Below are 20,839 nucleotides of genomic sequence, written 5' to 3'. Positions count from 1 at the left end.
CGCGGTGCAACGCCAGGGGACGATGCGGGGTTCCACGACGGAGACATTGGCAAACAAGCTGAAATATCCTTGGCTTGGACGGGTAGTCTCGCACCTGCCGTGAGCGGTGAACAGCACTGATTCGAAGCCTTGCCGCCGGCTGCCGGAGCGTTTAACCAGCAGCCCATGGGAAAAACACTGATTCCGCCCGAGCCGGACCGGTCGAAGATCGACGAGATCCAGCTGCGGGACGCGCTGGAAGAGCGCTATCTCTCCTATGCGCTATCCACCATCATGCATCGTGCGCTGCCGGACGCCCGCGACGGGCTGAAGCCGGTGCACCGGCGCATCCTTTACGGTATGCGGTTGCTGCGGCTCGATCCGAGCTCGGCCTTCAAGAAATCGGCCAAGATCGTTGGCGACGTGATGGGTTCGTTCCATCCGCATGGCGACCAGGCGATCTACGACGCCATGGTCCGTCTCGCACAGGATTTCTCCTCGCGCTATCCCTTGGTCGACGGCCAGGGCAATTTCGGCAATATCGACGGCGACAATGCCGCCGCCTACCGCTACACCGAAGCCCGCATGACCGATGTTGCGCAGCTCCTGCTCGACGGCATCGACGAGGACGCGGTCGACTTCCGCCCGAACTATGACGGCCAGTCCAAGGAGCCTGTGGTTCTGCCGGGCGGATTCCCGAACCTGCTCGCCAACGGCGCGCAGGGCATCGCGGTCGGCATGGCAACCGCGATTCCGCCGCACAACGCCGCCGAGCTCTGCGAGGCCGCGCTGCATCTGATCGAGAAACCGACGGCGAAGTCGCGCGCTCTGATGCGCTGGGTCAAGGGCCCGGATTTCCCGACCGGCGGCATCATCGTCGATTCCAAGGAATCGATCGCGGAAGCCTATGCGACCGGGCGTGGCTCGTTCCGCACCCGCGCCAAGTGGGTGCAGGAGGAGGGGGCGCGCGGCACCTGGCAGATCGTCATCACCGAGATCCCCTGGCTGGTGCAGAAGTCGCGGCTGGTCGAGAAGATCGCCGAGCTTCTGAATGAGAAGAAGCTGCCGCTGGTTGGTGACGTTCGCGACGAATCCGCCGAGGACGTCCGCCTCGTCATCGAGCCAAAGTCGCGCACGGTCGATCCCGAACTGATGATGGAATCGCTGTTCCGGCTCACGGAGCTGGAAAGCCGCATTCCCTTGAACCTCAACGTGCTGGTGAAGGGCCGGGTGCCGAAGGTGCTCGGGCTCGCGGAATGCCTGCGCGAATGGCTCGACCATTTGCGCGACGTGCTGATCCGCCGCTCCAACTTCCGCAAAGGCCAGATCGAGCATCGGCTGGAGATCCTTGGCGGCTACCTGATCGCCTATCTGAACATCGACAAGGTGATCAAGATCATCCGCACCGAGGATGAGCCCAAGCCGGTGCTGATGAAGACCTTCAAGCTCAGTGAGGTACAGGCCGAAGCCATCCTCAACATGCGCCTGCGTTCGTTGCGCAAGCTGGAGGAGATGGAGATCCGCACCGAGGACAAGGAGCTTCGCAAGGAGCTGAAAGGCCTCGAGGCGCTGCTCGCCTCGGAGACCGAGCAATGGTCCAAGGTTGGCGAGCAGATCAGGAAGGTCCGCGACATCTTCGGACCCAAGACCCCGCTCGGCAAGCGCCGCACGCAATTCGCCGACGCACCCGAGCATGACCTTGCCGCGATCGAGGAAGCCTTCGTCGAGCGCGAGCCGGTCACCATCGTCGTGTCCGAAAAGGGCTGGGTGCGCACGCTGAAAGGCCATGTCGCCGATCTCTCGAGCCTTGCCTTCAAAACCGACGACAAGCTCGACCACGCCTTCTTCGCCGAGACGACGTCGAAGCTTTTGCTGTTTGCGACCAACGGCAAGTTCTATTCCCTCGACGTCGCGAAGCTGCCGGGCGGGCGCGGCCATGGCGAGCCGATCCGCATGTTCGTCGACATGGAGCAGGATGCGGCGATCGTCTCGCTGTTCGTCAACAAGGGCGAGCGCAAATTCCTGATCGCGAGCACTGAAGGTCAGGGTTTTGTCGTCAAGGAAGAGGACTGCGTCGGCACCACCCGCAAGGGCAAGCAGGTGCTCAATGTGCAGATGCCGGTCGAAGCGCGCGCGATTTCGACCGTCACTGGCGACACGGTCGCGGTGATCGGCTCCAACCACAAGATGGTGGTCTTCCCGCTCGACCAGATCCCGGAAATGGCGCGCGGCCGCGGCGTGCGGTTGCAGAAATACACCAGCGCTACGCTCTCCGACGTCACCACCTTCGATGCCAAGACCGGCCTTGCCTGGAAGGATTCGGCCGGCCGTGAGCAGGGCCTCTCCATGAAGGAATTGGCGGACTGGCGCGGCAACCGCGCCGACGCCGGCCGGCTCGCGCACGGCCTGCCCAAGTCGAACCGTTTCGGCAGGGGCGTGGAGTAAGCCCGAAACAAGAAGCGCGATGACGATCATATGGATCTCATCGCGCTCCGGCGCTGTAATAGTATTCATTTCCAGGCGCGCTATAACCCGAACCGTCGAACCGTCGGACCAGGGTTGTTTCCGCGATGGCGCATGCCCACGATCATGACCACGATCATGACCACGATCATTCGCGCGCCGGCCATTCCCACGACCACAGCCATTCCCATGATCATGCTCACGCGCATGATCATGCCGGCCACAGCCACGCGCCTGCCAGCTTCGGGTTCGCCTTCGCGGTCGGCGTGACGCTCAACGCAGGCTTTGTGGTTGCAGAGCTTTTCTTCGGCTATCTCGCCAATTCGCTCGCGCTGGTGTCCGACGCGCTGCACAATTTCGCCGACGTGATTGCGCTGCTGTTGGCCTGGGGGGCGGTGTTGCTTTCGCGTAAACTGCCGACCGAGCTGCATACCTATGGTTACCGCCGCGCCTCAATCCTGGCGGCGCTGGCGAATGCCGGCCTGCTCTTGCTTGGCGTCGGAGCCATCGTCGTGGAGGCCATCGACCGGCTGAGTGCTCCCGCACCCGTAGCCGGCTCGACGGTGATCTGGGTTGCGGCGCTCGGCATCCTCATCAACGGGGCGACTGCGCTGCTGTTCATGCGCGGCAGCGAGCACGACCTCAACATTCGCGGCGCCTATCTGCACATGGCGGCCGATGCCGCGGTGTCCTTCGGTGTCGTCGTCGCCGCCCTGGTGATCATGCTGACCGGCTGGTTGTGGGTCGACCCGGTGACCAGCCTCATCGTTGCCGCGCTCGTGCTGGTGAGCGGCTGGGGTCTGGCACGCGACAGCGTCAACCTCGCGCTCGATGCGGTGCCCCGCCATGTCGACTTCGCCGATGTGCGCGACTATCTCGCCGGTCTCGACGGCGTCTCCGACGTGCATGACCTGCACATCTGGGCCATGAGCACCAGCGAGACGGCGCTGACGGCACATCTGGTGCGGCCCGGCGGCTTCGACGATATCTTCCTGCATGGTGTCTGCGAGGATCTGTCGCACCGCTTCAGGATTCAGCACGCCACGCTTCAGGTGGAGGCGAGCCGCGAGACCTGTCGGCTCGCGCCGGCCGATGTGGTCTGACCACGCGACGCGGCCTATACAGTAGCGTCGGCAGCAACATCAAATAGCCGTCACTGCCGATCACGGCCGCCCGTAATGGTGTAGCTTCCGCCGCAATCAGGTGGAGGAGACGTGTCGCATGAGAAGAATGATCAGCGTTGTAGCGGTGCTGTTGTCGGCCGGCTGGTCGGCGGTCGCCGCGGCACAATCGGGCGTCGAGAAGCTCTACGTCCTCAATTGCGGGGAGGGCACCGCCGGCGACATTTCGCGCTGGTCGCCCGGCGTCAATGAGGGCCAGTCGATGGCCTTTGTCGACAATTGTTATCTCATCAAGCATGCGCAGGGCTGGTTCCTGTGGGACACCGGCATTCCCGACGCGGTGGCTGCGATGCCGGATGGGTTGCCCGCAGCGGACCCGAAGGCCGTGCACTGGTATCGCCCGAAGACGCTGGCCGCGCAGCTCGATCAGATCGGTGTCAAGCCGTCCGACATCAAGGCGATGGCGGTGTCGCACACCCACCCCGATCACATCGGGAATGTTGAGATGTTTCCGACCGCGATGCTCTATGTACAGAAGGCCGAGTATGAGTGGCCGGGTGCCAACAACCAGCCGCGCTTCAAGCCCGAGCATCCGGTCACCTTGTTGGAGGGCGATCGCGACTTGTTCGGCGACGGTAGTCTCGTGATCCTGTCGACCCCCGGCCACACACCGGGCCATCAGTCGCTGCTGGTGAAGTTGCCAAAGACCGGCGGGGTGGTGCTGTCAGGGGATGCCGTCCACTTCAAGAGCAATTGGGACAATCGCCGCGTGCCCGCGCTTAACTTCAGCAAGGAAGCGTCCGTGTTCTCGATGGAGAAGATCGACGCAATCCTGCAAAGGGACCACGCGCAGCTCTGGATCAACCACGACAAGGCCCAGCGCGACGGTCTCAAGCTCGCACCGGAGTTTTACGAGTAAAGTTATATTGCAGCGATCGCCTCGATCTCGATCAGGAAGTCCGGCCCATACAGCTTTGACACCTCGACCAATGTCACGGCTGGCGCCGCGGGCGGGGTGACCGAGGCGAAGAAGCGGTTGCGCGCCTCGCGATAGGCCGTGAGGTTCTCCATGTCGGTCAGGAACACGGTCAGCTTCACGAGGTTCGCAGCGGTGCAGCCGCTTGCCTGCAAGGCGTGAGTGAGGTTGACAAAGACTTGGCCGGCCTGGGCGGCGAAATCGCCTTTGCCGACCAAATTGCCATCGCGATCGAGCGCGGTCTGGCCGGCAATGAAAATGATCCTGTTGGCGCTGACGTCCACGATCTGGGAATAGCCGGGCGGGGAGCCGAGCTCTGGCGGGTTGAGGCGCCGAATCGAAAGTGTCGCATCAGACGTCATCGTGGCAAGCTCCTGCGAGGAGAGCGCGAAGGCTTCAGTTTTTCGACCCGGAGACCGGTGGCGCAACCGGTGCAGAAGCTGGCGCTGAGCCTGGCGGGGGGCCGAAACCTGTGCCGCGCTTCGGATTCAACGTGCCGGCATAGAACGACACCATCCAGACCAGGATCAGGCCGACCAGGTAGAACACATAGACCTGCGGCGGCGACTTGATCCATTGCCACAGCTGCGACATCTGACCTTGTTGCTCTGCGTCCTTTGTCATGGTCCTGGGTTGTGCGCCAAACCTGGCGCGAGGGGAAGCGCTATTTCCGCAGGCGCCGTCATTGCCGCGACGTTGGCTTCAGCAGCAGAAGGGCCGCGAATGCCGCAAGGCTGAGTGCGGAGGAGACGATCAGGATGCGGCTTCCCATGACATTGAGCAGCAGGCCGAAGGCGAGCGGCGCCACCGCCTGTGCCAGCCGCGCCGGCGCGCCAATGAGGCCGAGGCGGTAGGCGTAGTTCTGCGGCCCGAACATCGCGAGCGGCAGCGTGCCGCGCGCGATGGTCAATATGCCATTGCCGGAGCCGTGGCAGATCGCGAACACACTTGCCGCCGCGCCGCCTGTCATCGCGACAATCAGGGCCCCCAAGGGATGCGTCAGGCAAGCGAGCCGGGTCGAGACGATCGGGTGGTAGCGCTTGAGCACGCTGGCTTCCACGATGCGCGCGCCGACCTGCGCCGGGCCAATCAGCGCGCCGGCCGCGATCGCCTCGACCGGCGTAGCGCCGGCCGCTTCCAGGATGCGCGGGAAGTGCGCGGCCATGGCGCCGGTCACGGTCCAGGCGGCCGCGAATGCAAAGGCGATCAGGATCATGGTCCTGTCGATCGGGATCTGCGGTTTCGTGGCGGTGGCGGCCGCGATCTTCGCGCCGGGCACGGCCGGCAGCATGAAGAAGTTGAGCGGCAGCCCGATCAGCATGTGCGCCGCCGCCCAGGCAAAGCAGGTGTCGCGCCAGCCGATATGCGACAACCCCAGCGCCGTCAGCGGCCAGCCGACCGTGGAAGCAAAGCCCGCGATCAGGGTGATGCCGGTGATTGGCCCGCGCGCGGCCTCGCCATAGATGCGCCCCAGCGCGCCGAAGGCCGCATCATAGAGCCCATAGCCCATGCCGATCCCGAGTAGCAGCCAGGCTACAAACAGAAGCGGAAGCGTGTACGTCAGTCCGAGCAGCACGAGGCCGGCTGCCATCGTCAGGTTCGAGATGGTCAGCACCGGCCTGCCGCCGATCAGATCGATCTGGCGGCCGACCCGAGGGCCTAGCACGGCCGTAATCACCGCCGCGGCCGAGAAGGCCGCAAATACCCAGTTGGGAGATACGCCGAGATCATGCGCGATCGGATCGGCCAGGATCGCCGGCAGATAATAGCTGGAGGCCCAGGCGAGCGTCTGGGTGGTGCCGAGTGCCAGGATGAGTGGATAATGGCGCCCGTTCATGTCAACGGCGCCGTCGTTTCTTGTTGCATACGCATTTGACGCATTTGCGGTGTCACGGCTCGATACGTCAAGCGCGCAAGGCGGGTGGCTCACCTTCCGTCCGACATGATTGCGGGGCATAATCGGTCGCATGGAACTTGCCCCCCGTATCGAGCTGATGAGCTGGCTGGTCAGCCAGGGGCTCACCGGCCTTCCCGAACCAGATCTGATCCGCGGTTTCTGTGAGCGCTGCAGGGCCGCCGGGCTCGATCTGTCGCGCGGCCTCGCCTTCATCGACACGCTGCATCCGATCTATGAGGGCCGCGGTTTTCGCTGGAACGATCGCGGGAGCAACGAAGGCGAGACCTTCGAATACACATCGAGCGCCGAAGGCGATGCTGCCAAGAATTGGCGCCGCTCGGTCTTCCACCACATGCTCGAGAACGGCCACGACGAGTTCATCATCGATCTCGGCGACAGCGAGTCTCTCGACTTCTCAATGATCGGCGACCTCGCCGAGAAGGGCCACAAGCACTTCCTTGCTTTCGTGCACCGGTTCGGCGATGCCGGCACGCTCGGCCAGATGGACTGCTTCTATTCCTACTGGGCGACGCGCCGCGACGGCGGCTTCTCGCAAGGCGAGATCGCGGCGCTCCGCGACCTCGTGCCCGTGCTGGGCCTTGCAATCAAATCGGCGCAGCATGTCGATATCGTGCGCACCCTGGGGCGGGTCTATCTCGGGCGCGATGCCTCCGAGCAGGTGCTCCGCGGGCGCATCTCGCGCGGCGTCACCGAGCGCATCAAGGCGGTGTTGTGGTTCTCCGATCTGCGCGGCTCGACCCGGATTTCGGAAGGCATCGGCCCGGACGAGATCATCCCGTTCCTCAACGATTATGCCCAAGCCTCGATCGAAGCCATCCACGATGCCGGCGGCGACGTGTTGAAGCTGATCGGAGACGGGGTGCTCGCGATCTTCACCGGCGATGACATGGGCACTGCCCGCCGCGCTGCGCTGCGGGCCGAGCACAGATTCCGCCTCAACATGGCTGAGCTCAATGCGCGGCGCTCCGTCGCCGGCCGCCCCGTCACCACGGCCTATGTGGGCCTTCATATCGGCGAGGTGTTTTACGGCAATATCGGCAGTGAGGACCGGCTCGACTTCACCGTGGTGGGGCCTGCGGTCAACGAGGTCAGCCGCATCGCCTCGATGTGCAACTCGGTCGACCGCGAGCTGTTGGCGTCATCGGAGTTTCGCGGCGGGCTGGACGCAACCGGCCGACGCTATCTGGTCTCGACCGGCCGCTACGCGCTGCGCGGCATCGGCCGCGCCCAGGATCTCTACACACTCGACCCTGATATGGAAGGCAACGAGGCCATGACGGGCGGCTATGAGCGTTATTTGAAGAGTTAGACCGTTCATTCCGCAGCTCTCTCGTCATTCCGGGTTCGGTGCTAACGCGCCGCCCCGGAACAACGGAGTTCAACACGCCTGCGCCGCCTCATCCCCGACCATCTCCGGTTGCCGCGCGAGCGACACGGCCGGCGAGAGCAGGATCACCACGGCTTGCGCGCCGAAGATTGCAACCGCGAGATAGAGGCAGGTCTCCGCCCCGGCGAGTCCGCCGACGATGGCACCGATCGCCGAGCCCAGCGGCCGCGCACCATAGCTCAGGATGTTGATCGCGGAGACGCGGCCGAGCAGCCGCGGCGGCGTCACCGATTGCCGCAGGGTGGTGGTCGAGATCACCCACAGGATCGGGCCGACGCCGAGCAGGAAGAAGCTCAAGCCCGCGAGCAGCGGCGTTGCCACGACGGTTGTCAGCGCCATGACGCCGGCCGCGACGAAGCCGCACACCGGACCAAGCCCGATCACGGTGCCGAAGGCGAGCCGCCGCATCACCCGTGTTGCGACCAGCGCGCCGATCACCATCCCGACGCCATACATCGCAAGCGTGGTGCCGACGCCGGTTGCCGAGAGCGACAGATGCCTGACCGCATAGGGCACGAACACCGCCAGCACGAGGAACGAGCCGGTGTTGAAGATGAACTGGGTCACGAACACCGGCCGCAGCAGCGCGTGGTGCAGCACGAAGCCGAGGCCCTCGCGGATCTCCTGCAGCGGATGGCGACGCGAAGCCATCGGCCGCGCCGGTTCGTAAAGTCCGGCCAGCAGCACCACCGCGACTGCCGACAGCGCCGCGGCAAATCCGAAGGCCGGGCCGGCGCCGACCCAGCCGACAAGCGCGCCGCCGAGCGCAGGGCCGCTTGCGAAGGCAACGGTGCGCGCGAGCTCAATCCTGGCGTTGGCGGCCGGCAACAATTCCGGCGTCACCAGCGAGGGTACCAGCGCCGGCGCCGCGACGCTGTAGACGACCGTGCCGCACACTGCGGCAAAACCGAGCGTCGCGAGCCAGGGCAGAGTCAGGAACCCCAGCCAGGTCAGGATCAGGATCGTGGCCAGCGCCGCCGCGCGCAGCGCTTCGGCACCGGCCATCAGCAGGCGCCGCGGCAGGCGGTCGGTGAGCAGGCCGGCGGGAATGGCAAACAGCACGAAGGGGGCCGTCAGCGCGGTCTGCAACAGCCCGGTCTCGCCCTCCGCGAGGCCGAGCGTCAGCACGGCCACGATGGGCGCGGCCGCGAGCGCAATCTGCTCAGCCGATTGCGCCGTGAGGTTTGACCAGGCGAGACGGTTGAAGGTGGTCGGAAGAGAAGGATTGGGAAGGGAAGCGGTCTCTTTGAGCGAGGGCATAGCGTCGTTCCCGATTGCTGATTTGATCGCAATCTGGGGGACGATCGCCGCCAAACCCACCCGCTTACCGACAGGTTGGGAGCGGAAACCGGGTGGGGAACTCGTTGGCCACGCAAGGTGTTTCCAGATGCAGTTGCAAATGAGTTGCAATAAAAATCGAAATCGGCCATCCTCCGATCATGGACGCTAGATCCCCTGAATTTGCCTCCGAAACCGAGGCGGGCGCCGTCCGGGACATCTCACTGGACCGGGGCTGGCGGGGTGCGCGGGGCGAGCCAGCACTGTCGGATATGTTCGCCACGGTTCCCACCGCCCGACAGGGGTCGTTCTGGCGCAAGCTGCTGGCCTTCTTGGGGCCTGGCTATCTGGTCGCTGTCGGCTATATGGACCCCGGCAATTGGGCGACCTCGCTCGCCGGCGGCTCGAAATTTGGCTACTCGCTGCTGACGGTCGCACTGCTCTCCAACGTGATGGCGATCGTGCTGCAGTCGCTGTGCACGCGGCTTGGTGTCGGCGCGGGCCGCGACCTCGCGCAGGCCTGCCGCGACTCCTACCCTCGCTGGGTGGCTTGGCCGCTCTGGCTGTCGGCAGAGGTCGCGATTACCGCTACTGATCTTGCCGAGGTGATCGGGACTGCGATCGGCCTCAACCTGCTGTTCCATATTCCGCTTGCCATCGGCGTCGTCATCACGGCGCTGGATGTTTTTCTCATCCTCGCGCTACAGGCGTTCGGCTTCCGCTGGATCGAGGCCTTTGTGGTGGCGATGCTCGGCGTGATCGCCACCTGCTTTGCTGTGCAGATCGCGCTCGCCGATCCCGATTGGGGCGCGGTGATCCGCGGCTTCGTGCCGAGCCGCGAGCTCTTCGTCGACCACGACATGCTTTATCTTGCGCTCGGCATTCTTGGCGCCACCGTGATGCCGCATAATCTCTATCTGCATTCGGGACTGGTGCAGACCCGTGGCTATGGCGAGGCGGCGGCGGACAAGCACGAGGCGATCAAGTTTGCGACCATCGATTCAACGATCGCGCTGTGCTTTGCCTTCGTGATCAACGCCTCGATCCTGATCCTGGCAGCGGCAACCTTCTATCGCACGGGCCGCACCGATGTCGCCGAGCTCGACCAGGCCCATTCGTTCCTGGCGCCGCTGCTCGGCTCCACGCTCGCACCGACGTTGTTTGCCATTGCGCTCATCTGCTGCGGTCTGAATTCCACTATCACCGCGACCCTGTCCGGCCAGATCGTGATGGAGGGTTTTTTGAATTTCCGCGTCGCGCCGTGGCTGCGCCGGCTGGTGACGCGGATGATCGCGATCCTGCCCGCTGTCGTCGTCACCATCTGGGCCGGTGAGAAGGCGACAGGGCAGCTTCTGATCCTGAGCCAGGTCGTGCTCAGCCTGCAACTGCCGTTCGCCGTGGTGCCGCTGGTGATGTTTACCGCGAGCAAGAGCAAGATGGGCGCCTATGCCGCTCCGCGTTGGCTCACGTGGCTGGCGACCGTGACGGCCGCATTGATCATCGGCCTGAACGCGAAGCTGGTGGTGGATTATCTGAGCGGGTGAGACGTCTACGATTGTCATCGCCCGCGACTTATTTCGCGGGGCGCGCATGACGAGCGGAGTTGGTTCTAATCCTGCGGCTCGCTCGCCACGTCTCCCGTGGCATCCACCCGCAGCCAGCCCGAGGGCGCCAGCCGCTGCTGCGGCAGGAAGCGGCCCTTGTAGTCCATCTTCTTGGAGCCTTCGATCCAGTAGCCGAGATAGACGTAAGGCAGGCCCATGCGACGGGCGCGGGCGATGTGGTCGAGGATCATGAAGGTGCCGAGCGAGCGCTCCTGCTCGCCGGGATCGAAGAAGGAATAGACCATCGACAGCCCGTCGCTGAGTACGTCGGTCAGGGCGACCGCGATCAGCTCCTCGCCGCGTCCCGTGATGCCGCTGTCGATGTTACGGCGACGGTACTCGATGATGCGGGTTTCGACATGGCTGTCCTCCACCATCATGGCGTAGTCGAGCACGGTCATGTCGGCCATGCCGCCATGGCGATGGCGCTGGTCGAGATAGGCGCGGAAGATTGAATATTGCTCCGAGGTCGGTACCGCACTGCGCTGCTCGCCGATCAGGTCGGCATTGCGCGCCAGCACCCGGCGGAAGCCGCGGGAAGGGCGGAACTCGTTGGCGACGACCCGGATCGAGACGCAGGCGCGGCACTGGTCGCACGCCGGCCGATAGGCGATCGACTGGCTGCGGCGGAAGCCGCCATGGGTGAGCAGATCGTTGAGATCGGCTGCCTTGTCGCCGACAAGATGCGTGAACACCTTGCGTTCATGCCGGCCCGGCAAATAGGGGCAGGGCGAGGGCGCCGTCAGGTAGAATTGCGGAGTATCACGCGAGTGCTGGGTCACGGGGCTACTGATCTCTAAAGCAAATGAGCATCGCGCTGACGGAGCTTACGGTCAATCGGTTTGGGTGCAGTTAATTTGAACACCTCTCAATAGGTTCGGGCCGGCTGGCCGACGGGGGCGCGGACCGAATTGTTGATAATGACCGTTCCCAGCACGAAATCATGCAACAGCCGCCGGCGGGAATTGAACAGCCCGACCAGGAGGACAAAGGGCGACAGCACCGAGATCGAAATCCAGAACAAGACCGCGTGCATCGCGCCGAGCAGGAAATAGCCCGGTGCGCCGTACCAGGTGCGCAGTTCCAGATCCATCACCCGCATGCCGATGGTAGCCGAATGCGGGCCACCCAAGGTGGCGCCATAATACACCAGCGCCCAGATCACCGACGCCGGCGACACCAGCCAGAACAGCGCCCAGCCGAGCCCCAGCGTCACCAGGCCGAACACGGCGATGAACACGACCGCGAGCACCACTGGGATGGACAGCAGGATGACGTCGATGATGAAGGCAAACACGCGCCGGGTCAGCACGCCGCGAAACAATTCCGGCTCCGAATAAGGGTCGAAGGCGTGCGGCTGGACATTGGGGCCGCCGCTCCAGCCGCCACCCGTATTGGTTGAACCCGAATAGGAACCTGAGTTCGACATGGGGCCTCCCGACTGCGCAATAGCTAGGCAACCACATGGGAACGGGCCTGCCGCTTGCAAGCCCGATTCCCGTTAGTTCGGCAAGATTCCTTGATGACTGCGGCGCAGGTTAGGCGTGCTTCTGCACCCGTTCCGCCGCCTGGGGCGCAAAATAGGTCAGGATGCCGTCGGCGCCGGCCCGCTTGAATGCAAGCAGGCTTTCCATCATGGCGCGTTCGCCGTCGATCCAGCCATTGTTCGCAGCCGCGGCAATCATCGCATATTCGCCGGAGACCTGGTAGGCGAAGGTCGGCATGGCAAAGGTGTCTTTGACCCGGCGCAGCACGTCGAGATAGGGCATGCCCGGCTTGACCATGACCATGTCGGCGCCTTCCGCAATGTCGAGCTCGACCTCGCGCAATGCCTCGTCCGTATTGGCGCTGTCCATCTGGTAGGTGCGCTTGTCGCCGGTCAGCGTCTTGGCTGAGCCGATGGCGTCGCGGAACGGGCCGTAGAAGGCGGAGGCATATTTCGCCGCATAGGCCATGATCTGCACGTCGAGGAAGCCCGCCTGATCCAGCGCCTGCCGGATCGCGCCGACGCGGCCGTCCATCATGTCGGAGGGCGCGATGATGTCGCAGCCCGCTTCGGCCTGCACCAGCGCCTGCCGCACGAGGACCGCCACCGTCTCGTCGTTGAGGATCCTGCCGTCCTCGATCAGCCCGTCATGGCCGTGGCTGGTGAAGGGATCGAGCGCGACGTCGCAGAGGATGCCGAGGTCGGGAAACTCCTGTTTGACTGCGCGCACCGTCTTGCAGACGAGGTTGTCGGGGTTGACGGCCTCCGACCCTAGCGGATCGCGCAGGGACGGATCGGTATAGGGGAATAGCGCGACGCAGGGGATGTTGAGCTTCATCGCCCGCTCGGCGTCGCGCACGGCCTGGTCGACCGAGATCCGCTCCACGCCCGGCATCGAGGTGACCTGTGCGCGCGCATTGTGGCCGTCGACCACGAACAGCGGCCAGATCAGGTCGTCGGTGGTGAGGACATTCTCGCGCACCAGCCGCCGCGCCCATTCCGCTTTCCGGTTGCGGCGTGGGCGAACCGTCAGGTCGAGGGTAGAGGTCTGGGCCGTAGCCTGTTGCCGCGCCACCTCGCGCACTTCGATCGGACGGCCGAACTTGATCGCCATGCTTGTCATCTCCCGGCGGCGCGTTGATTTGTTCTAATTCTAGCATCCCGATTGGGTCGCGTCACTTGACCTGCCGCAAGGCTCCAATGCCTCGGAAGTGCCCGATTGATGATTGATTTTGCCGGGGTAAGCGGTCATGTCTTGGCCATGAACGCCCATTTTTTGATTGCAGGCGGCTAGAAGCGCATGTCCGATATTACCTCGCGCGAGCAGGCGCGGGACAGTGCAAGTTCCAGGGACAATGCCAGGGACATGGCGATGTCGGTCGCCGCCATCTCGTCCGAGCGGATCGAGAGCGACGAGAATGTCTGGACGCGGCGGCTGGTGCTGTTCCTGCGCATCATGGCCGTGCTGTCGCTCATCAAGGGCCTTTATCACTGGGCCCAGGTGACGGGCTTCGTCGGCGCGGAGGACGAGGCTTTCGAGAACCAGCCGACCGCCTGGCAGGCCGCGACCGTCTATTTCGCCGTGATCGAGCTCGTCGCCGCCGTCGGCCTCTGGCTTGCCACGCCCTGGGGCGCGGTGGTGTGGCTGACAACCGTGGTCTCGATGGCGGTGATCGAGCTGATGTTCCCGGGCATCTATGGTGGCAGTCTCTTTGTCGTGGGCAGCGAAGCCTTCATGCTCGCCGCCTATCTCGCGCTTGCCTGGATGGCCGCGCGCGAGCGGCCGCCGTAGCATCTCGGCGTTACGATCTGTTGTGGTCTATGGCGGCACGGATCAACGCCTTGAAGGCATCGGCATCGATCTCTTCGCCCTCATGGATATCGATGGCGCGCCTGACATTGCCTTCAAGGCTTGCGTTGAACAGACCCTTGGGATCCCCAAGCGCCGCCCCCTTTGCAAAAGTCAGCTTCACCGCGCCTTTATAGGTCTCGCCGGTGCAGATCATTCCATCGTGGTACCACACCGGAACGCCGCGCCATTTCCACTCCTCGACCACCTCGGGATCGGCCTGCTTGATGAGCGCGCGGACGTGAGCGAGCACCTTGCCCCGCCAGTCGCCCAGTTCCTTGATCCGCGCGTCGATCAGCCGGGAAGGGGACGCGTCCTTGGCGGCTGTCTTGACGGTCGTCTTGACGGTCGTCTTGGCGGTTGCGCTCTTTTTGGCTTGTTTCATCTGTTCGCGGCTCCTCCGGCTGTCTCTATGTTTCAGGTAGCACCGATAAAGTGCTGACCCGTAAAATTTGTCGATAATTGCAGGTTAAACGGATCTCGCCACAGCCGTTACGCGAACCTTTCCGCTTTCCGGGGGGTGTTTTGGAATGCGACAGGGGTGTGGAGACGAAGCGTGAACATCGGGGCCGGAGCGTCAATGGAAAGTTGAAAAAAGGCCTTTGTTCACAGGCTTAAACTACGATTCACTCTCTGAAATTCATTCTCTCTTTATTGTCTTATTTAAGCGGATGTTCAAACCGCCCCTTTAAGTTGCAGCTATCAGACGGGACTCAAGTTTCGTCGAATAAGTCGATAAAGCGACAACAGGGGAAGTGTCATGATGAAAGCCGTTGCCACGGCGGCGGAAGCCTCCGAGCGCGTGTCCGGCCAGCCGGCAGTGCAGCCTCTCTATCTCGAAGCCTTGACCTTGGTGGAGCGGCTGCATCGCCGCCTGCTCGACGTCATCAAGGATGAATTCGATCGCCGCGGCCGTTCCGATATCAACTCGGTGCAGGCGCTCCTGCTCTACAATATCGGCGACAAGGAGCTCACCGCGGGCGAGCTCCGCACGCGCGGTTACTATCTCGGCTCCAACGTCTCCTACAATCTGAAGAAGCTGGTCGAGCTCGGCTTCCTCGATCACCAGCGCTCGCGTGTCGACCGTCGCTCGGTGCGCATTCGCCTGACCCCGCAGGGCCAGGAGATCCGCCGTATCGTCGATACGCTGTATCAGAAGCACGTCAAGACAGTGGAGCAGGTCGGCGGCATCTCCAACGAGGAGTTCGCTACCCTGAACAAGTCGCTGCATCGGCTCGAGCGGTTCTGGACCGACCAGATCCTGTACCGCCTCTAATCGTTCCCCGCCAAGCCGGCCCTTTGGAGAAGACCGGCAGGCGAACTGGATGAGAACTTCCCCATCGCACACTGGGCTCTTGCAGGGACCCGGTGTGCTCTTGTCTTCTCTCGGTTGCTTCGCACTCGCGATAAATATTGCGCGAGCCCGAGGGAACTTGTTCCCGCCGTCTTGCTTATCCTTGTGACGCAAGCGGAGGAACGTGCGACATGCTCGTCGAGCGCGGAATGCGGGTGCTGAATACCGAGGTTGTAGGTGATGCCTACGCCATCGCATCCAACTATTTGCGGCGAAGCGGCCAGCTCCCCGACAATTTCGTGACCAGCGATCGCCTGCTAACCATCGTCGTACAGCTGTTTCACAGCGGTGAGGCCAACAAGCTGAAGCTCGCCAACAGGGCGATCGCGATCTTCGAGCAGGGGCAGGTCTAACTCATGCCGCAGGGCGCAACGCGGGCGGTGATCGACCGCATCATGCATACCTATAACCTCATGGCGAGCCGCTCGGCAGCCGCCAGCGCCGAGGCGCGCGACAAGGTGACCGATTACGTCAACATGCTGTTCGAAGGCGGCGAGAGAGACGACCAGCGTCTGGTCGTCTGCGGTCTCACCTATCTGCGCGAGCTTGACGGATCGAACGATCCGGTGAAGGCCGGCTATACCGGGCTGTGAGGGCCGGGCCCTCGCAGCGCGGAAGCGCCTGACTGCGCTATGCCGCGAGGCTCTCTAGGAGATCGCGTACCAGTCCCTCGAGCAGATCCAGTTTATAGGCCGTCATCGGCAGTGGCTTTGCGCCGATGGCGGCAAGCCGCGTGGCTTCTGCAATCGCTGCCTCGTTTGCAGCTTTGCCATGCAGCGCGCGTTCGCAAGCCGAGAGGCGAAGCGGTACCGCTGCAATGCCGCCGGCAACAAGCCGCACGACTTGGAATTTGCCATCCGCGATCGCCGCGCGCGCACAGACCTCGACCAGCGGCCATTCGGCATAGGTGCGGCTGATCGCGCGCTTGTAGGCGGCGCGCTCGCCGGCGAGCGGCGCCGGCAGCACGATTTTGGTGATCATCTCGCCGGGCGCGAGCGCATGGTCGGCGCGTCCATTGGAGCCGTCGCCAAGCAGATCGACGATGGTCAGGCCGTCGCGACGATTGGTGACAACATGCGCATCATAGGCTAGCAGCGCCGCCGCCATGGTCGAGGGATGCGGCGCGACGCAGTCGCCGAGGTCGAAGGCGACGCCGTAGAGATGATTGCCTGATCGGGCCGGGCATTCGCTGCCGCGCTTCTTCAGGCAATCGATATGCGGATTGCGAAAATACCAGCAGCGCGAACGCTGCGCGAGGTTGCCGCCGAGCGTTGCCAAATGCCGCACCTGCGGCGTGGCGAGACCTTGCGCGCTCGCCGCCATCCCCGGATAGGCCGCAGCGACGTGCGCATCCGCAGCGATCGCGGCAATCGTCGTCAAAGCGCCGATCGTGGCCGCGCCATCCACGCCCCATGCTATCCCGCTTTCGCCCGACGACAGGATATCGATCAGCGGTCCTGCTGAGACGCCGCTGCGGCGGCGTTCGGAGAGGTCGGTGCCGGCGGCGCGGAATTCCGCGGCGGACGCGATGACGGATGCGATGCTCATGCGGCGTCCCTCCCTTTCAGTGCGGCGGCCAGCCGATCCGGCCGGAACGGAATCTCGGTCAGGCGAACGCCGATCGCGGCACGGATGGCGTTTGCGATCGCGGGCGATGTCGGCACGGTCGCGACCTCGCCGACGCCGACGCTGCCGCCCGGCACGTGATCGAAGCCGGCCTCGTCGAAATGCACGTCGAGCCGCGGCATGTCGGCAATGCCGGGAATGCGGTAGTCCTCCATGCCGCTGCTCAGCACGTGGCCGGTCGAGGGATCGGTCTCGCGTGCCTCGTAGAGCGCATAGCCGATGCCTTGAATGACTGCGCCTGCGGCCTGGCTGCGCGCCAGCGACGGCGCAGCGAGCTTGCCGATCGCAAGCCCGGTATAGGCGTTGAGCACGCGCACATGGCCGAGCCAGGTGTCGACCTCGACCTCCATCACCTGCACCGAGCTCGGCACGCCCGCGCCGACCACCACGTGGTTGAAGGTCCGCAGTATCCACGAGAACACCAGGCCCATGAAGCCCGCCTGCCGCAGCGGCGATCGGACGCCGAGCGGCGGCTTGTTGTCATGCTGCCGCTTGGCGGACACCACAAGATCGGGCGAGGCTGCGACCAATTCGCGCCAGGGAGCGTTCGAGCCGGGTTGTGGTGGCCGCGCAGCGGTGCGCTCGATCTCTGCCTTAAGCTTTTCAATCGCAAGCAGTGTCGGTGGCACGACCGAGGCCGTGACGCGGCTGCCGCCCGAGCCCGGACCTCGCGGCAGGTTCGAATGACCGATGCGGACCTCGATGTCCTGCGGCTCCAGATCAAAGGCTTTTGCAATGGTGTTGGCGATCACGCTGCGCGTGCCGGTGCCGATATCCTGCACGGCGCAGCTTGCGATGATGCGGCCGCCCTTGATCGCGAGCTCGACCGAGGATCCAGTCTGCCATAGATAGAGCCAATAGCCCGAGGCCATGCCGACACCGCGCCGGTAACGACCGCTTTGCGATGAAGGGGCGCGGCGGTTCTTCCAGACATCGAGGCCGGCGGCCCAGTCGTAAAGTCGCTGCCGGTTCGGATCAGGATCCCAGCGCTTGCGCAGCTGGATCGGATCAATCTTCAACCGCAGCGCCGCCTCGTCGACCGCCTGCTCGAGCGCAAACGCCATCGGCGGTCCACCGGGGCCGCGGAACGGCGCGCCAGGAGGCAGGTTGCTCAGCACGTCGAAGTCGACCAGCTCCTTTGCCTCCGCCGGATAGATCAGTCGCGCAAGGCCGGCGATCAGAGAGTTGGTCGCCGCACCGGTGTCGGCATGGGCGGTGAGCGATAGCGCCTTGAGGTCGCCTTGCGCTGAAGGGAGCAGGGACAGTTTCAATTCCGCGGCCGGACGATAGCCGGTGACAGACAGTTCTTCCTCGCGATCGAACACGACGCGCACCGGAGCCTTCGCGGCGCGCGCGAGCTCAATAGCTGCGATGGTCTCGACTCCAAGGCTGCCCTTGGAGCCAAACCCGCCGCCGACGTGATCGGCAATCACCTGCACCTTGTCGTGGGCGAGGTTGTAGCGCTTGGCGATCTTCTCCATGGTTTCATGGACGGCTTGCGTCGAGATGTGCACCGTGAGCTGGTCGCCGGCGAACCGCGCCACCGCGGCATGGGGCTCGAGACAGGCATGTTGCTGGGTCGAGACCCGGAACGTCTCTTCCACGAGAAGGGGATCGTGTGCCGCGCGGGCGTCCGTGAGCCAGCCCTTCGCGCGCTTGGCTTTCTGCGAGAACGGTGCCGATGGCCCACGCACATTGCCGTTCCATGGCGCCGGACCGCCGCCGCCTTCGGACACATTGCCAGCACGCTTTCGATTGGCTCTGTCGAACACGACAGGCGCGTTTTCTTGCCGTGCCGCGTCGAGCCCGATCACCGCGGGCAGTTTCTCGCACGCGAACTTGATCGCGGCGAGCGCCTGAAGCGCAGTGCGGCGATCCTTTGCGGCGACCGCTGCAATCGGCGCGCCGACAAATCGTACCATGCCGTCATCAGCGAGCAGCGAGACGGCGGCGGCGACGCCGGCCATGGCGCGCGCCGCCGCAAGGTCGAGGCCGACAATCTTCGCATGAGCGACGCGCGAGCGCAGAATGACGCCCTCGAGCTGCCCGTCGTGGCGGATGTCGACCGTGTAGCGCGCAAGCCCCGTCACCTTGTCGCGCGCTTCGAGCCGCGGCGCGATGGGGGCGTTGCCATCGAAGCGGCCGGCGCAAGCCTCTGCCACCGCGCGAAAGATGCCGTCATAGGCGCCACAGCGGCAGAGATGTCCTGATAGCGCGGCAGCAATGTCCTCGCGCGATGGGATCCCTGAGCCGCGGGTCGCGCGCCAGCGGTCATGGAAGGCAGTCGCCTCCACCACAAATCCTGGCGTGCAGAAGCCGCATTGCAACGCGTCATGCGCCATGAACGCCTTCTGGATCGGGTGGAGCCCGGCACTGCCGATGGCCTCGATCGTTGTCAGCGTCTTTCCTGCAGCGGCTTGCGCCGGCAGCAGGCAACTCACGACCGGTTGGCCGTCGAGCAGGACCGTGCAGGCGCCGCAGACGCCGGAACCGCAGACGAGCTTGGTTCCGGTGAGGTTCAGACGGTCGCGGATCACATCTATCAGGAGCGCGTCGGGATCGTCAGGCAGGGCCGCAGGGCAGCCGTTGACCGTCATGGTGCTCATCTGCGATCTCCTGTGCTCACGCACACTTTGCGTTGGGATCTCTTTGCCGGCGGTGCGGTTTGCGGCGCCATCGCGCCGGCGATCAGCATCCGCAGCATCACGGCAAGCTGGTTCAGGAAGGCGTCGGCCGGCTGCATCGACGGGTAGGCGGATTTGGTGCCATGGATCGCCATCTCGCCGCAGCGCGCCAGTTCCTCGACGGTAACGCCGCTCGCGAGCTTCAGTCTCCGCGCGCGGCAGACCCGCGCGACCGTCTTCGCAACCTCGGCTTCGAAGCGCGCCGAATAGGTCTGGTAGGGATCCCGTGCCTGCGCGAGATGCTCGGAGAACAGCTCTTCCAGATGCGGCGAACCTTCGAGTGCCGCGAACAGCGTGCCGAGCCGGGCGCCGATCTCGGCAATGAGAATATCGGAAAGGGCGGCATCGGTCGCTTCCGCGGCCTTGGCCGCCGCGGTCTCGGCGAGAACCGCCCTTTCATAAAGGCGCTCGATAGCGGCGCAGAACAGCGCCTCCTTGGACGGGAAATGATGATAGAGCGCCTGCCGCGTCAGTCCCGCCTCATCGGCCGCCTGCTCGATCGAGGAGCGGCGGAAGCCGTGGCGGCGGAACACGCGCATAGCGGCGTCCAGGATGCGGTCATGGGGCGGTTGTCGGGCCTGCATTTGTCGAATTTTACAAATGAAGGAGAAATGTCCAATCACGGTTTGATGACGGCTGCGTTCGTCGGCCGCCGACGAGTCAGGCGGGATCATCCTGAACCGGTGAACGGGCTGTCGCTCTGTTGCCCCCGCATTCACCGCGCCGCGGTCTGCAGCGCGTCGAGGCGGCGCTGCATGACTTGGCGGAGGTCATATCCCGGCTGCCCGAAGCCCGCATTTGCGGCCGGCGACGAAGTCGCGCTGAGCCCGGCGCAGCGTATCAGCGGAGCGGCGGCCCGAATTGGTCATCAGCCGTTGCCGACAGCCGCGACGACGGCGCATCGATCTTTTGCGCCATCAGGCTCGCGCTCATGATCGTCGCGCTTTGGGTCGCGGCGTCAGGCCAGGGCGACGTCTCGGCGGCAATGTTTTGAACTACAGGAATAGGCGGCGAAGATCGTAGATCGGATGAGCGAAGCCATGTCCGGGAAATAGGCGGCCCGCATATCGCTTCGCTCGCGCCGCCAACTGGCTTACCCATCCTGCAACCGGTC

The 20,839-nt window shown here is 64.4% G+C and carries 20 protein-coding genes; 9 read left to right on the top strand and 11 right to left on the bottom strand.

Features of this window, described 5'->3' with window-relative positions:
• Positions 1-165 precede the first annotated feature (165 nt).
• The 3 genes from parC (at position 166) to A3AI_RS0110315 (ending at position 4,482) form a co-directional block, all read left to right on the top strand.
• Complete coding sequence (gene parC / locus A3AI_RS0110325; protein ID WP_024515507.1) at positions 166-2,424, top strand: DNA topoisomerase IV subunit A; 2,259 nt, start codon at positions 166-168, stop codon at positions 2,422-2,424.
• Between the two features lie 125 nt (positions 2,425-2,549).
• Positions 2,550-3,545 carry a cation diffusion facilitator family transporter gene (locus tag A3AI_RS0110320; protein ID WP_024515506.1) on the top strand — a complete coding sequence of 332 codons (996 nt, stop codon included), beginning with the start codon at positions 2,550-2,552 and terminating at the stop codon, positions 3,543-3,545.
• A 127-nt stretch (positions 3,546-3,672) separates the two neighbouring features.
• Positions 3,673-4,482 carry an N-acyl homoserine lactonase family protein gene (locus A3AI_RS0110315; protein WP_245286866.1) on the top strand — a complete coding sequence of 270 codons (810 nt, stop codon included), beginning with the start codon at positions 3,673-3,675 and terminating at the stop codon, positions 4,480-4,482.
• Positions 4,483-4,484: 2 nt separating this feature from the next.
• Here the strand turns inward: A3AI_RS0110315 and A3AI_RS0110310 are convergent, their stop codons facing one another.
• The 3 genes from A3AI_RS0110310 to A3AI_RS0110300 are packed head-to-tail and all read right to left on the bottom strand — an operon-like array spanning position 4,485 to position 6,376.
• A complete protein-coding gene (locus A3AI_RS0110310) occupies positions 4,485-4,901 on the bottom strand; it encodes a RidA family protein (RefSeq protein WP_024515504.1) in 417 nt (138 codons plus the stop codon).
• A 34-nt stretch (positions 4,902-4,935) separates the two neighbouring features.
• On the bottom strand, positions 4,936-5,163 hold the full coding sequence (locus A3AI_RS0110305; RefSeq protein ID WP_024515503.1) for a hypothetical protein: 228 nt from the start codon (positions 5,161-5,163) through the stop codon (positions 4,936-4,938).
• Between the two features lie 58 nt (positions 5,164-5,221).
• Positions 5,222-6,376, bottom strand: coding sequence for an MFS transporter (locus A3AI_RS0110300; RefSeq protein ID WP_024515502.1), 1,155 nt, complete (start codon positions 6,374-6,376; stop codon positions 5,222-5,224).
• A 130-nt stretch (positions 6,377-6,506) separates the two neighbouring features.
• Between A3AI_RS0110300 and A3AI_RS0110295 the strand changes: the two genes are divergently transcribed.
• Positions 6,507-7,766, top strand: coding sequence for an adenylate/guanylate cyclase domain-containing protein (locus tag A3AI_RS0110295; protein WP_024515501.1), 1,260 nt, complete (start codon positions 6,507-6,509; stop codon positions 7,764-7,766).
• 69 nt (positions 7,767-7,835) lie between these two features.
• Here the strand turns inward: A3AI_RS0110295 and A3AI_RS0110290 are convergent, their stop codons facing one another.
• Positions 7,836-9,104 (bottom strand): MFS transporter, encoded by a 1,269-nt coding sequence (locus A3AI_RS0110290; RefSeq protein ID WP_036047844.1) that lies wholly within the window; start codon positions 9,102-9,104, stop codon positions 7,836-7,838.
• A gap of 179 nt (positions 9,105-9,283) precedes the next feature.
• Here A3AI_RS0110290 and A3AI_RS0110285 point away from each other — a divergent pair, with 179 nt between their 5' ends.
• On the top strand, positions 9,284-10,666 hold the full coding sequence (locus A3AI_RS0110285; protein WP_024515499.1) for an Nramp family divalent metal transporter: 1,383 nt from the start codon (positions 9,284-9,286) through the stop codon (positions 10,664-10,666).
• Between the two features lie 65 nt (positions 10,667-10,731).
• Here the strand turns inward: A3AI_RS0110285 and A3AI_RS0110280 are convergent, their stop codons facing one another.
• From A3AI_RS0110280 to hemB, 3 genes are all read right to left on the bottom strand, one after another.
• Entirely contained in the window at positions 10,732-11,508 is a 777-nt protein-coding gene (locus A3AI_RS0110280) for an arginyltransferase (protein ID WP_024515498.1), read from the bottom strand.
• A gap of 86 nt (positions 11,509-11,594) precedes the next feature.
• Positions 11,595-12,155: an RDD family protein gene (locus A3AI_RS0110275; protein ID WP_024515497.1), complete on the bottom strand. Its 561-nt coding sequence runs from the start codon at positions 12,153-12,155 to the stop codon at positions 11,595-11,597.
• A 109-nt stretch (positions 12,156-12,264) separates the two neighbouring features.
• A complete protein-coding gene (gene hemB, locus A3AI_RS0110270; protein WP_024515496.1) occupies positions 12,265-13,326 on the bottom strand; it encodes a porphobilinogen synthase in 1,062 nt (353 codons plus the stop codon).
• Between the two features lie 186 nt (positions 13,327-13,512).
• Between hemB and A3AI_RS0110265 the strand changes: the two genes are divergently transcribed.
• Entirely contained in the window at positions 13,513-14,004 is a 492-nt protein-coding gene (locus tag A3AI_RS0110265) for a DUF6163 family protein (RefSeq protein ID WP_024515495.1), read from the top strand.
• A gap of 10 nt (positions 14,005-14,014) precedes the next feature.
• On the opposite strand, the gene A3AI_RS0110260 is transcribed toward A3AI_RS0110265, so the two are convergent.
• Positions 14,015-14,446 carry a DUF1801 domain-containing protein gene (locus A3AI_RS0110260; protein WP_024515494.1) on the bottom strand — a complete coding sequence of 144 codons (432 nt, stop codon included), beginning with the start codon at positions 14,444-14,446 and terminating at the stop codon, positions 14,015-14,017.
• A 375-nt stretch (positions 14,447-14,821) separates the two neighbouring features.
• Between A3AI_RS0110260 and ldtR the strand changes: the two genes are divergently transcribed.
• The 3 genes from ldtR to A3AI_RS0110245 all read left to right on the top strand — a co-directional run bounded on the left by ldtR (position 14,822) and on the right by A3AI_RS0110245 (position 16,008).
• Positions 14,822-15,337: a transcriptional regulator LdtR gene (ldtR, locus tag A3AI_RS0110255; RefSeq protein WP_024515493.1), complete on the top strand. Its 516-nt coding sequence runs from the start codon at positions 14,822-14,824 to the stop codon at positions 15,335-15,337.
• A 209-nt stretch (positions 15,338-15,546) separates the two neighbouring features.
• A complete protein-coding gene (locus tag A3AI_RS0110250; RefSeq protein WP_024515492.1) occupies positions 15,547-15,768 on the top strand; it encodes a hypothetical protein in 222 nt (73 codons plus the stop codon).
• Positions 15,769-15,771: 3 nt separating this feature from the next.
• The gene (locus tag A3AI_RS0110245; protein ID WP_024515491.1) at positions 15,772-16,008 is read left to right on the top strand and encodes a hypothetical protein; all 237 of its coding nucleotides are present in this window, start codon (positions 15,772-15,774) and stop codon (positions 16,006-16,008) included.
• A 37-nt stretch (positions 16,009-16,045) separates the two neighbouring features.
• On the opposite strand, the gene A3AI_RS0110240 is transcribed toward A3AI_RS0110245, so the two are convergent.
• The 3 genes from A3AI_RS0110240 to A3AI_RS0110230 are packed head-to-tail and all read right to left on the bottom strand — an operon-like array spanning position 16,046 to position 20,309.
• Complete coding sequence (locus tag A3AI_RS0110240) at positions 16,046-16,963, bottom strand: FAD binding domain-containing protein (protein WP_024515490.1); 918 nt, start codon at positions 16,961-16,963, stop codon at positions 16,046-16,048.
• The gene (locus tag A3AI_RS0110235; protein WP_024515489.1) at positions 16,960-19,647 is read right to left on the bottom strand and encodes a molybdopterin-dependent oxidoreductase; all 2,688 of its coding nucleotides are present in this window, start codon (positions 19,645-19,647) and stop codon (positions 16,960-16,962) included. The genes A3AI_RS0110240 and A3AI_RS0110235 overlap by 4 nt, the downstream gene beginning before the upstream one ends.
• Positions 19,644-20,309, bottom strand: a complete 666-nt coding sequence (locus tag A3AI_RS0110230) for a TetR/AcrR family transcriptional regulator (RefSeq protein ID WP_024515488.1) — start codon at positions 20,307-20,309, stop codon at positions 19,644-19,646. Before A3AI_RS0110230 ends, A3AI_RS0110235 begins: the two co-directional genes overlap by 4 nt.
• Between the last annotated feature and the right edge of the window lie 530 nt (positions 20,310-20,839).

The sequence above is a fragment of the Bradyrhizobium sp. Tv2a-2 genome (assembly GCF_000472425.1).
Taxonomy (GTDB): Bacteria; Pseudomonadota; Alphaproteobacteria; order Rhizobiales; family Xanthobacteraceae; genus Bradyrhizobium.
Note: the sequence above shows the minus strand (reverse complement) of the source record. Positions and strands in the feature narration are given on the sequence as shown.